We start from the raw sequence: 12,060 nt of genomic DNA, 5'->3' as shown, positions 1-12,060 counted from the left end.
GATTCCGTTCGATCGAGGGGCACTGCCAGGTGCGGTGTCGAGGTCGGTCACGGCGTGGTGGTGGGTTTGCCGCGTTGCTTGGCGGCGGGGAAGAGGTGGCAGCCGAGGTCGAGTCCCAGGCCGGTGTTGAGCGCGGTGCCGAACGAGATCGCTCCTTCGTCGGTCCTGTTGTGGAAGACCGCGTCGTGCGATCCGGGTGCATCGTGCAACCGTTGGGGTTGCGGGTCGAATCCGTAGCGCTGAGCGATGGTTCCGATGATGGTGAGCGCTTTCTCGTAGTCCGCGTCGGGCAGGTTTCCGGTCACCCCGTGGTCGCCCACCCGTCCGCTCTCCCCGTCGTTGCCGACGCCGGGGAATCGCGCACCGCAGAGTAGATCTGCTCAGCCGACCCAGGGCAGGTACTCCGGCAGGCCGCCGTTCACCCGCAAGGGGAACTCGGGCGCCCGCTTCTGCAGGAACGACGCGACGCCCTCGACGGCGTCCGGGTTCGAGCCGAGGTGGGCGATCAGCTTGGAGTCCACTTCGTGGACGTCGAGCGGCGACGGGGCCGACGCCATCCGGTACAGCAGCTGCCGGGTCACCGCGACCGCGACCGGCGAGGTGGTCTTCACGAGCTCGGCCGCCAGTGCTTGTGCCTCGGGCAGGACGTCGTCCGGTTCGTGGATGCGGTGGACCAGCCCGGCGCGCAGGGCTTCGTCGGCGCCGAAGAGCCGTCCGCTCACCATCCAGTCGACCGCCGTGCCCATCCCGACGAGCCGCGGGAGGAACCATGCGGAAGCGCCCTCGGGGTAGATGCCGCGGCGCGTGAAGACGAAGCCGAACTTCGAATCGGCGGCCGCGAGCCGGTAGTCACACGACAGCGTGATCGTGATGCCCGCTCCCACGGCGGCCCCGCGCAACGCGGCGATCACCGGCTTGTTCATGGTGAAGATCCGCTTCGAGACCCGGCCCGCGGGTTCCTGCCAGTCGTCCGGCGGGTGGTCGCCGAAGTCGAAGCCGCCGGACGCGAGGTCGGCGCCGACGGAGAAGTCCTTGCCGGTGGTCCCGAGCACGACCGCGCGCACGTCCTCGTCCCGGTCGGCGCGGTCCATCGCGTCGGCCAGCTCGTCGGCCATCCGGATGGTGTAGCCGTTACGGGCCTGCGGCCGGTGCAGCAGAACGGTTGCCACGCGCGCGGCGACCTCGTAGGTGATCTCCGCGTAGGACTCCATGCGCAGCACGTTATGGCACGGGTGGGTTGTTTTCAACGCGTCAACAGGGACCGGTCCCCGGCGGGTGCGAGCACAGTGCCGCGGTGGAGAAGAGCGATGCGATGCCGCCCGAGCTGGCCGACCTCGCCCGGCAGCTGCGGCTGGGGGAGTTCGAGTTCCGGTTCGGGTACGAGCCGCGGGTGCTCACGGCGATCGTGGTGATTTCCGTGGGGATCTCCGCCACGGTGTCGTTCGTGGGGGCGCTGGCGGTGGGTGCGTGGGTGTTCTGCGTGACGTCGCTGCTGGTGCTCGCCGGGGTGGGGTGGTGGGGGCATCGGACGCGGGTCCGGGCGCGGGGCGGGGTGTACCTGTTCGAGGGCGGGATCGCCGAGGCGTACGCGGGGAAGGTCGTGAAGATCTTCACCTGGAAGGAGATCCAGTCGGTGCAGCGGCGGACGGTGGTGATGATCGGGTTCTTGCCGCTGCCGTTCTTCGTCGACCGCGAGTGGGTGCTCTACGCCTTCCGGGAGGACGTCGCGGAGGTGGACGGGATGATCATCCGCGGGACGCTCGACCAGCGGCAGGTCCTGCTGCGGATCGTCGAGGCGCGGGCGGGCTGCCCGTGAAAACAATCAGGCGCGCTTGATTTTTCCGGCGCCAGGGTTCACGCTGGGCCGTACGTGGACGCAGGGAGGCGCAGGATGGCTGATCTCGCCGGGATCCTCCGGGACTTGGCGGCCGAATCGAAGGTGGCCGACGACCTGGTCGCCGGGCTGCCCGCCGACGCGTGGGCCCGGCCGACGCCCGCCGAGGGGTGGACGGTCGCGCATCAGATCGCGCACCTCGAGTGGACCGACGCCAAGGCGCTGATCGCCGCGAGCCGGCCGGGGGACTGGCCCGCTGAGGTCGAGAATCTGCTGAAGATCGGCGAGAACTACGTCGACGTCGGTGCTGCCGAGGGCGCCTCGTTGCCGCCCGCCTCGCTACTCTCGCGGTGGCGCGCCGGACGGACGGCGCTTGCCGACGCGCTCGCCGTGGTGCCGGACGGGCAGAAGCTTCCGTGGTACGGGCCGCCGATGAGTGCGGCGTCGATGGCGACCGCGCGGATCATGGAAACCTGGGCGCACGGGCAGGATCTCGCGGACGCGCTCGGCGTCACGCGCGAGCCCACCGGACGGCTGTGGCACATCGCCCGGTTCGGCACACGGACGCGCGACTTCGCGTACAAGCTGCATTCGCTTGCCCCACCGGCTGAGGAATTCCGGGTCGAGCTGGCTGCACCGGACGGGAGCACCTGGGCGTTCGGGCCGGAGGACGCGGAGCAGCGGCTCACCGGCGGCGCGCTCGGGTTCTGCCAGGTAGTCACCCAGCGGCGGCATCCGGACGACACCGATCTGGTCGCCACCGGCGCGGACGTCGAGGAATGGCTGGGGATCGCACAGGCGTTCGCCGGTCCGCCAGGGTCCGGGCGCAAACCGGGGCAGTTCGCGTGACCCCGGCGCCGCTTCGGGTCGGGAATGCGTCCGGGTTCTACGGCGACCGGTTTTCCGCCGTGCGGGAAATGCTCACCGGCGGTCCGCTCGACGTGCTCACCGGGGATTATCTTGCCGAGCTGACCATGCTCATTCTCGGCCGCGATCGGATGAGGGACCCTTCGCGGGGGTACGCCAAGACGTTTCTCCGGCAGATGGAGGAGAATCTGGTGCTGGCGAAGGAAAAGGGCGTCCGGATCGTCGCGAATGCGGGTGGGCTCAATCCGGCCGGGCTGGCCGACGCATTGCGGGAATTGGCCGCCCGGCTTGGGGTGGACGTGCGGATTGCGCACGTCGAGGGCGATGATCTGATTGCCCGTGCGGACGAGTTCGGCTTCGGAAAACCGTTGACTGCCAACGCTTATCTCGGCGCTTGGGGGATTGCCGAATGTTTGGACGCGGGTGCGGACGTGGTGGTGACCGGGCGGGTCACGGATGCGTCGGTGATCGTCGGACCGGCGGCCGCACATTTCGGCTGGGCTCGTGACGATTACGACGCGCTTGCCGGGGCGGTCGCGGCTGGGCATGTGATCGAATGCGGGGCGCAGGCCACTGGCGGGAATTACGCGTTCTTCCGGGAACAACCCATCGGGGTACCGGGGTTTCCGATCGCGGAGATTCACGGCGACGGGTCCAGTGTGATCACCAAGCATCCGGGTACCGGTGGGGTGGTGAACATTGGCACTGTTACCGCGCAATTGTTGTATGAGATCACCGGTGCTCGTTATGCGAATCCTGATGTGACGGCTCGGTTCGACACGCTTTCCTTGTCTTCGGACGGGCCTGATCGGGTGCGGATCAGCGGGGTGCGTGGGGAGGCGCCGCCGCCGACGCTGAAGGTCTGTCTCAACCGGCTGGGCGGGTTCCGGAACGAGACGACGTTCGTCCTTACTGGACTCGACATTCCGCAGAAAGCCGCGCTGGTAAAGGAACAGCTGGAAGGTGCGCTGGCTTCGCATCGGCCCGCGGAGGTCCGATGGACGCTGGCTCGCACCGACCATGCGGATGCCGACACCGAGGAGCGTGCCAGTGCGTTGCTGCACGTGGCGGTGAAGGACGACGACCCGAAGGTCGCCGGACGGGCATTCAGCGGGGCGGCCGTGGAGCTTGCGCTGGCGAGTTATCCCGGATTTCATGTGACCGCACCGCCTTCGGACGCTTCGCCGTTCGGGGTTTATTCGGCGGCCTATGTGGACGCTGTCGCGGTGCCGCACGTCGCGGTGCTGCCGGATGGGTCCAAGGTGGACATTGCGCCCGCTGCGTCCACTTTGGAGTTGTCCGAAGTGGACGAACCAGCGCTACCTGCGCCGCTGTCGGCTGGTCCGGTTCGGCGAGTGCCGCTCGGTGCCGTTGCCGGGGCGCGAAGCGGGGACAAGGGCGGTAACGCCAACCTCGGGGTGTGGGTGCGGTCGGAACCGGCGTGGCGCTGGCTCGTGCATCGGCTGACCGTTGCGGAATTCCGCCGGTTGCTGCCGGAAACCGAGGGACTGGCGGTCACCCGGCATCTGCTGCCGAAGCTCTGGGCGATGAACTTCGTGGTCGAGGGGATTCTCGGGGACGGCGTCGCGTCGCAGGCGAGGTTCGATCCGCAGGCGAAAGCGCTTGGCGAATGGCTGCGGGCACGGGAACTCGACGTTCCGGAGGAGCTGCGGTGACTGAGGATCCATTCCGGACACCGGAGCGGCTCGAACTGCGTGCTACCGTGCGGCGGTTCGTCGACAAGGAAGTGTTGCCGTACCTCGATGATTGGGAACGAGCGGGCGAACTGCCGCGCGAGTTGCACCGCAAGGCCGGACAACTGGGCCTGCTCGGGGTCGCGTTCCCGGAGTCCGTGGGTGGCGGTGACGGCAATTACCTCGACGCGCTCGTCGTTGCCGAGGAAATGCACTACGCGGGTGGTTCCGGCGGGCTTTTCGCTTCGCTGTTCACATGTGGAATTGCGGTGCCGCACATTGCCGATGCCGGTGATCCGGTGCAGATCGAACGCTGGGTACGGCCGACGCTCGCCGGGGAGAAGATCGGTTCGCTGGCGGTCACCGAGCCGGACGGTGGGTCGGATGTCGCCGGGATTCGCACCACTGCCGTGCGCGAAGGTGATGAATATGTGGTCAATGGGGCCAAGACGTTCATCACTTCGGGGTGCCGCGCGGACTTCGTGACCACTGTGGTCCGCACCGGCGAGCCTGGCGCGCACGGGATTTCGTTGCTGGTGGTGGAACGGGGTATGCCTGGATTCACGGTGTCGCGCAAGCTGGAGAAAATGGGCTGGGCGGCGTCGGATACTGCCGAACTGTCTTATGTGGACGTCCGAGTTCCGGCGGAGAACCTGGTGGGTGCGGAGAACAGCGGATTCGCCCAGGTCGCCACGCAGTTCGTCACCGAACGGCTTTCGCTGGCGGTACAGGCGTACGGGCATGCGCAGCGGGCGCTGGATCTCACGCTGGATTGGTGCCGGGTCCGCGAGACGTTCGGCCGTCCGCTCATTTCCCGTCAGTTGGTGCAGCACAAGCTCACCGAAATGGCTCGGAAGGTCGACGTCGCCCGCACTTACACCCGGCAGACTGCGGTGCGGCACGTTTCCGGCGAGGAAGTGATCGCCGAGGCCTGCTTTGCCAAGAACACCGCGGTGGAAGCCGCCGAATGGGTCGTGAACGAGGCGGTGCAGCTGCACGGCGGGCTCGGGTACATGCGGGAGTCCGAAGTGGAGCGGCACTACCGGGACGTCCGCATCCTCGGAATCGGCGGCGGTACCACCGAAATCCTCACCGGACTGGCCGCGAAGCGATTGGGATACACCGCATGACCACTATCCGGTCCACAGTGGACACCCGAACGGACGAGTTCGCCACGAACCGCGAAGCAATGCTGGAGAAGCTCGCGGAGATCGACGCCGAGCACGCCAAAGCAGTTGCCGGGGGCGGTGAGAAGTATGTGGAGAGGCATCGCAAGCGCGGAAAGCTGCTGGCGCGCGAACGGATCGAGCTGCTGATCGACGAGGATTCACCGTTCCTGGAATTGTCGCCGCTGGCCGCCTGGGGCTCGGACTACCGGGTCGGCGCGAGCCTGGTCACCGGGATCGGCGTGGTGGAAGGCGTCGAATGCCTGATCTCGGCCAGCGATCCGACGGTCAAGGGTGGTGCGAGCAATCCGTGGACCGCGAAGAAATCTTTTCGGGCGGCGGACATTGCGGCGCAGAACCGGCTGCCGGTGATCAACCTGGTCGAGTCGGGTGGGGCGGATCTGCCTACTCAGAAGGAAATCTTCATTCCCGGCGGCCGGATTTTCCGTGACCTCACGCGGTCTTCGGCGGCCAAGGTGCCGACGGTGGCACTGGTTTTCGGCAATTCGACCGCGGGTGGGGCGTACCTGCCGGGTATGTCCGACTACGTGGTGATGGTGAAGGAACGCGCGAAGGTATTCCTCGGTGGTCCGCCGCTGGTCAAAATGGCGACCGGCGAGGAGTCCGACGACGAATCCCTCGGCGGTGCGGAAATGCACGCGCGCACGTCCGGGCTCGCCGATTACCTCGCCGTCGACGAGCAGGACGCCATTCGCCTCGGCCGCTGCATCATCAAGCGGCTCAATTGGCACAAACAAGGTCCGGCGCCGCGGACGGATTATGCCGAGCCGCTGTTCGACGCGGAGGATTTGCTCGGCATCGTGCCCACTGACCTGAAGATCCCGTTCGACCCGCGCGAGGTCGTCGCCCGCGTCGCGGACGGTTCGGACTTCGACGAGTTCAAACCGCTCTACGGGCCGAGCCTGGTCACCGGATGGGCGAGTATCCACGGCTATCCGGTGGGTATTCTGGCCAATGCGCAAGGGGTGCTCTTCGGCGAGGAATCGCAGAAGGCGGCGCAGTTCATCCAGCTGGCCAACCAGAGCGACACCCCGCTGGTGTTCCTGCACAACACCACCGGGTACATGGTCGGCAAGGAATACGAGCAGAGCGGCATCATCAAGCACGGCGCGCTGATGATCAATGCGGTGTCCAATTCGAAGGTGCCGCATCTGTCCGTCCTCATGGGAGCGTCGTATGGCGCCGGGCATTACGGAATGTGCGGCCGGGCTTACGATCCGCGGTTCCTGTTCGCCTGGCCGAGTGCGAAGTCGGCGGTGATGGGTCCGGCGCAGCTGGCCGGGGTACTGTCCATTGTGGCCCGTGCGGCCGCGGCGAGCCGGGGTCAGGAATACAGCGAGGAAAACGACGCGGCCATGCGCTCGATGGTGGAAAATCAGATTGAGGCGGAGTCGATGCCGATGTTCCTGTCCGGCATGCTCTACGACGACGGCATCATCGACCCGCGCGACACCCGTACCGTGCTCGGGCTGAGCTTGTCGGCGATCCACAATGGACCAGTGAAGGGCGTCGAAGGCGGCTTCGGCGTTTTCCGGATGTGAGGGCCATGATCGAGAACCTGCTGGTCGCCAACCGGGGCGAGATCGCCCGCCGGGTCTTCCGCAGCTGCCGGGACGCCGGAATCGGTACGGTGGCGGTGTTTTCCGACGCGGACGCCGATGCACCGCATGCCAGGGAAGCCGACGTCGCGGTCCGGCTCCCGGGCAATGCGCCGGGGGAGACGTACCTGCGCGGCGAATTGATCGTGAAGGCCGCGGCGGACGCGGGGGCCGACGCAATCCATCCGGGGTACGGGTTCCTGTCCGAAAACGCGGCCTTCGCGCGGGCGGTGCTCGATGCCGGGCTCACTTGGGTCGGTCCGCCACCGGCGGCGATCGAGACCATGGGGTCCAAAGTGGAGTCGAAGCGGCTGATGGCCGCCGCCGGGGTACCGGTACTGTCCGAACTGGACCCGGCCGAGGTGACCGCGGACGATCTTCCGTTGCTGGTCAAGGCTTCTGCCGGGGGTGGTGGCCGCGGGATGCGCGTCGTGCGCGCGCTGGACGAGCTGGCCGAGGCGGTGGAAAGCGCTCGCGCGGAGGCCGGATCGGCCTTCGGTGACCCGACGGTGTTCTGCGAGCGATACCTCGAAACCGGGCGGCACATCGAGGTGCAGGTGCTCGCCGACACCCACGGCACAGTGTGGGCAGTGGGGGAGCGGGAATGTTCGATCCAGCGGCGGCACCAGAAGGTGGTCGAGGAGGCGCCGTCACCGCTCGTCGACGAGCGGCTGCGGGCCGAACTGTTCGACGCAGCCCGGAAAGCGGCGCAGGCCATCGACTACGTGGGTGCGGGAACGGTCGAGTTCCTCGCCGGGCCGGACGGGTTCTACTTCCTGGAGATGAACACCCGGCTGCAGGTGGAGCATCCTGTGACGGAGAACGTCACCGGGCTGGATCTCGTGGCACTGCAGCTTTCGGTCGCCGAAGGCGCGCGGTTGCCTGCGGAACATCCGGCAGCACAAGGACATTCGATCGAGGTCCGGCTGTACGCCGAGGATCCGGCGGCCGGCTGGCAGCCGCAGAGCGGGACGCTGCACACGTTCGAAGTGTCCGGAGTGGACCGGGAGTTCACCCACGGACCCGGCCTGCGGCTCGACTCCGGAGTGGAGTCCGGTTCGGTGATCGGGGTGCATTACGATCCGATGCTGGCCAAGGTCATCTCGTGGGCGCCGACGCGGGCGGAGGCAGCCCGGCGGCTCGCGGGGGCGCTGGCGGGCGCGAAGATCCACGGCGTGGTGACCAACCGCGACCTGCTGGTGCGCATCCTGCGGCACGAGGCATTCCTGGCCGGGGAAACGGATACGGCGTTCTTCGACCGGCACGGACTGGACACCTTGGCGGCCCCACTGGCCACTGTGGACACCGAGAGATGGTCCGCGCTTGCCGCGGCATTGGCTGATGCGGCGGGAAACCGCGCGGCGGCGGCAACCTTGGGACGGTTGCCCAGCGGCTGGCGCAACGTGCGCTCGTCGGGGCAGCGGAAGGTTTTCCTTAACGGCGACAGTTCTTATGAGGTCGTCTACGCGCTGACCCGCGACGGATTGCGCGCCGAGGGTTACGACGATGTCGTGCTGGTTTCCGCTCTCGCGGACCAGGTGGTCCTGGACATTGCCGGAGTGCGACGGTCCTTTGTGGTGGCACGGCACGGCTCGACGTCCTATGTGGACTCTCCGCTTGGGGCAGTGACCTTGGTGGCCGAGCCGCGGTTTTCCGATCCCGATGCGGCGCTGGCCGCCGGGTCGCTGGTGGCGCCGATGCCGGGTACGGTCGTCCGGCTGGCAGTGTCCACTGGGGACAGTGTGCGGGCCGGGGATCCGTTGCTGTGGCTGGAAGCGATGAAAATGGAGCACCGGATTTCGGCGCCCGCGGACGGGGTGGTCGCCGAGCTGGCGGTGGAGGTCGGGCAGCAGGTCGAGGTGGGCGCGGTGCTGGCAGTGGTGGGAGAGACGGAATGAACGCGATGAACTTCGTGGAGCCCGAGGAGCGGGTCGCGCTGCGGAAGGCCGCGGCCGAGCTGGCAGGCAAGTACGGACACGATTACTACGCGAAAAAGGCCCGCGCGGGCGAGAAGACCGACGAGCTGTGGGCCGAGGCCGGGCGGCTCGGCTACCTCGGCGTGAACCTGCCCGAGGAGTACGGCGGCGGGGGCGCGGGCATCGCGGATCTCGCGGCGGTGCTGGAGGAGTTCGCGGCCGCCGGGTCGCCGTTGCTGCTGATGGTGGTGTCGCCCGCGATCGTCGGGACGGTGTTGTCGCGGTTCGGCACGGCGGACCAGAAGAAGCAGTGGCTGCCGGGAATCGCGGACGGCAGCAAGAAGATCGTCTTCGCGATCACCGAACCGGACGCGGGGTCGAACTCGCACCGGATCACCACGACCGCCCGCCGCGACGGTGGCGATTGGCTGCTGTCCGGGCGGAAGGTGTTCATCTCGGGCGTCGACGAGGCGGACGCGGTGCTCGTGGTAGGCCGCACCGAGGACGCGAAGACCGGGCGGCTGAAGCCGGCGCTGTACGTGGTGCCGACCGACACCCCGGGGTTCGAATTCCGGAAGATCGACATGGATATTGTCGCGCCGGAAAACCAGTTCGCGCTGTTCCTCGACGACGTCCGGCTGCCCGCGGAAGCGCTGGTCGGAGAGGAGGACGCGGCGATCGCGCAGCTGTTCGCGGGCCTCAACCCGGAACGGATCATGGGCGCGGCGTTCTCGCTGGGTACCGCCCGGTACGCGCTGGACAAGGCGGTCGGGTACGCGAACGAACGGCAGGTCTGGGGCGCGCCGATCGGGTCGCACCAGGGACTCGCGCATCCGCTCGCGCAGGTCAAAATCGAGCTGGAGCTGGCGAAACTGATGACGCAGAAGGCCGCGTCGCTCTACGACTCGGGCGACGACTTCGCGGCGGGTGAATCGGCGAACATGGCCAAGTACGCCGCCGCCGAAGCCGCGATCCACGCGGTCGACCAGGCGGTGCAGACGCACGGTGGCAATGGACTGGCGACCGAGTACGGGCTCGGGACGCTGGTGACGTCCGTGCGGCTGGGCCGGATCGCGCCGGTGAGCCGGGAAATGGTGCTGAATTTCGTCGGCCAGCACAGCCTCGGGCTGCCGAAATCGTACTGAGCGGGCGGGATGTCATGACGGAGTTGCGGGCATTCCCGGGTTTCGACGGTCGCGAGTGCGTCGCGGGCCGGGGGTCCGGCACGGTTCGGCTGCGGGCACGACCGGAGTTCGGCGGCCCGGCGCAAGGTGACCGCAAGCGGCTGGCGTTCCGCGGGTCCGTTTCGCCCCGGCGCAGACGACAGTCCGGCGCCGTTTTCTCGTCCGCCGGGGGTCGCTGATGCTTCGCGAACCGCAGCAGGAACGCAGCCGGACCACGCGGCGGAGGTTGATCGAGGCCGCGATGGACTGTATCGGCGAGCGGGGGTGGTACGGGGTCACCGTGGCGGTCATCGCCGAGCGGGCGGGGGTGTCGCGGGGCGCGGCGCAGCACCACTTCCCGACGAGGGAGTCGCTGGTCGCGGCGGCCGTCGAGCTGCTCGGCGACGCTCAGATCGACGAGCTGCGCGCGCGGGCAGACCGGCTGCCGAGCGGGTCGTCGCGGATCGAGGGGGTCGTCGAGATGGTGCTGACCCTCTACACCGGCCCGATGTTCCGCGCCGCGCTGCAGTTGTGGGCCGTCGCGTCGACCGACGACCAGCTGCGCGGCGTGCTGGTGCCGCTGGAGGCGCGCGTGGGCCGGGAGGCGCACCGGCTGACCGTCGAGCTGCTGGGCGTCGACGAGGGTCGCGCCGGGGTCCGCGAGCTGGTCCAAGCCACTCTCGACCTGGGCCGCGGCCTCGGCCTGGCCAACCTCCTCACCGACGACGCCCGCCGCCGGAAACAGATCGTCCGCGAGTGGGCGCGCACGCTCGAGTCCCGCCTGGCGGGAACCGAACAGGTCTAGGGACTGTCTCATTCCCGAAGCGCTACAGTGTGGTTGTTAACACATTCGGCCCAATCGGCGATAACGTTGAGTAAGTGGCCCTAGAGGGAAGAAGGCGATCCCGGTGTCCGGTTCAGAAGGGGAGTCAGTCGAGCTCACCCATCGCGCGATGGCCATGTTGCGGGCCGTCGCGCAACAGCGGGCGGAGATGTCCACCAGCTGTGAGCCCGACCTCTTCATCGACGGTTTCGCCTGCTGCGACCAGATGACCGCACACGCCCTCGCCAAGGGTGGCTACCTGCGCCCGGCCGCCGGGTCCGCCCCGGGCGGCCGCGTGCCCGCAGAGCTCACGGAGGCCGGAGCAGCCGCACTGGCGATCACGGCTGCTGCCTGAGGCTTTTCGATCTTTTCACCCGTTTGGACGCTGCCGGGTACGGTGTGTGACCGACGGGGCGGGGACCTTCCCGGGTGGAAGGTCCCCGTTTCCGGTCCGGGGGTTGCGGCTGGGGTGCTTGGCTGGGCCTGGTTCAGTCCAGTCAGTCCGGTCCGGCTCGTTTCAGTGGGTTCAGGCCCGGCCGGGGTTCAGCTGGTTCAGTCCGGCCCGGTCCTGCCCGTCCCGTCCGGCCTGGTTCAGCCCGCTCGACCCGCTCTGGCTGGTCCCCGCTCGGCCCGGTTCAGCTCAGTTCGGCTCGACCCGGCCCGGTCGGCTGGGTTCAGCCGCTCCGTTCCGCTCTGCGGAGGCCGGTCCGGCTTTGCTTGGTCCGGTGCGATCCGGGCCGTTCGGCCGACCTGGGCTTGACCCGTTCGGTTCCACCCAGCCCTGGCCCCAGTCCCGGCTCAGCCCGCTCAGCCACTTCAGCCCTGCTCGACCCCTTCAGCCCTGCTCAGTCGGTCCAGCCTGGTCCAACCCGGTGTTCAGCCCGGATCAGCCAAGGCAGCTCGATCCGCCTGGCCCGGCCCGGTTCAGTCCTGTTCAGCCCGGATCAGCCAATACAGCCCGATCCGCCTGGCCCGGAC

The 12,060-nt window shown here is 68.2% G+C and carries 10 protein-coding genes and 1 pseudogene; 9 read left to right on the top strand and 2 right to left on the bottom strand.

Translation table 11 applies throughout. From position 1 onward, the window contains the following. Positions 1–47: 47 nt before the first annotated feature. Together OO71_RS27305 and OO71_RS27300 are read right to left on the bottom strand one after the other, a co-directional pair. Positions 48–323: pseudogene (locus OO71_RS27305) on the bottom strand (LppA family lipoprotein); the annotation flags it as partial. Positions 324–380: 57 nt separating this feature from the next. Beyond that, positions 381–1,211 carry an enoyl-CoA hydratase-related protein gene (locus tag OO71_RS27300; RefSeq protein ID WP_033292714.1) on the bottom strand — a complete coding sequence of 277 codons (831 nt, stop codon included), beginning with the start codon at positions 1,209–1,211 and terminating at the stop codon, positions 381–383. An 83-nt stretch (positions 1,212–1,294) separates the two neighbouring features. Here OO71_RS27300 and OO71_RS27295 point away from each other — a divergent pair, with 83 nt between their 5' ends. The 9 genes from OO71_RS27295 to OO71_RS27255 all read left to right on the top strand — a co-directional run bounded on the left by OO71_RS27295 (position 1,295) and on the right by OO71_RS27255 (position 11,437). Continuing rightward, complete coding sequence (locus OO71_RS27295; protein WP_033292713.1) at positions 1,295–1,816, top strand: hypothetical protein; 522 nt, start codon at positions 1,295–1,297, stop codon at positions 1,814–1,816. A 75-nt stretch (positions 1,817–1,891) separates the two neighbouring features. Next, positions 1,892–2,683, top strand: coding sequence for a TIGR03084 family metal-binding protein (locus OO71_RS27290; protein WP_033292712.1), 792 nt, complete (start codon positions 1,892–1,894; stop codon positions 2,681–2,683). Continuing rightward, positions 2,680–4,377, top strand: a complete 1,698-nt coding sequence (locus tag OO71_RS27285; protein WP_033292711.1) for an acyclic terpene utilization AtuA family protein — start codon at positions 2,680–2,682, stop codon at positions 4,375–4,377. Before OO71_RS27290 ends, OO71_RS27285 begins: the two co-directional genes overlap by 4 nt. Then, entirely contained in the window at positions 4,374–5,525 is a 1,152-nt protein-coding gene (locus OO71_RS27280) for an acyl-CoA dehydrogenase family protein (RefSeq protein ID WP_033292710.1), read from the top strand. Before OO71_RS27285 ends, OO71_RS27280 begins: the two co-directional genes overlap by 4 nt. Beyond that, positions 5,522–7,123, top strand: coding sequence for an acyl-CoA carboxylase subunit beta (locus tag OO71_RS27275; protein WP_051792357.1), 1,602 nt, complete (start codon positions 5,522–5,524; stop codon positions 7,121–7,123). The genes OO71_RS27280 and OO71_RS27275 overlap by 4 nt, the downstream gene beginning before the upstream one ends. Positions 7,124–7,128: 5 nt before the next feature. After that, entirely contained in the window at positions 7,129–9,078 is a 1,950-nt protein-coding gene (locus OO71_RS27270; protein ID WP_033292708.1) for an acetyl/propionyl/methylcrotonyl-CoA carboxylase subunit alpha, read from the top strand. Then, positions 9,075–10,241 carry an acyl-CoA dehydrogenase family protein gene (locus OO71_RS27265; RefSeq protein ID WP_084145324.1) on the top strand — a complete coding sequence of 389 codons (1,167 nt, stop codon included), beginning with the start codon at positions 9,075–9,077 and terminating at the stop codon, positions 10,239–10,241. The genes OO71_RS27270 and OO71_RS27265 overlap by 4 nt, the downstream gene beginning before the upstream one ends. A 217-nt stretch (positions 10,242–10,458) precedes the next feature. Beyond that, positions 10,459–11,064, top strand: coding sequence for a TetR/AcrR family transcriptional regulator (locus OO71_RS27260; protein ID WP_033292706.1), 606 nt, complete (start codon positions 10,459–10,461; stop codon positions 11,062–11,064). Positions 11,065–11,212: 148 nt separating this feature from the next. Continuing rightward, positions 11,213–11,437 carry a hypothetical protein gene (locus OO71_RS27255; RefSeq protein ID WP_051792355.1) on the top strand — a complete coding sequence of 75 codons (225 nt, stop codon included), beginning with the start codon at positions 11,213–11,215 and terminating at the stop codon, positions 11,435–11,437. The last annotated feature ends 623 nt before the right edge of the window (positions 11,438–12,060 follow it).

This window comes from Amycolatopsis jejuensis (assembly GCF_000717335.1).
GTDB lineage: Bacteria > Actinomycetota > Actinomycetes > Mycobacteriales > Pseudonocardiaceae > Amycolatopsis > Amycolatopsis jejuensis.
This window is presented reverse-complemented; position numbering and strand designations above follow the sequence as displayed.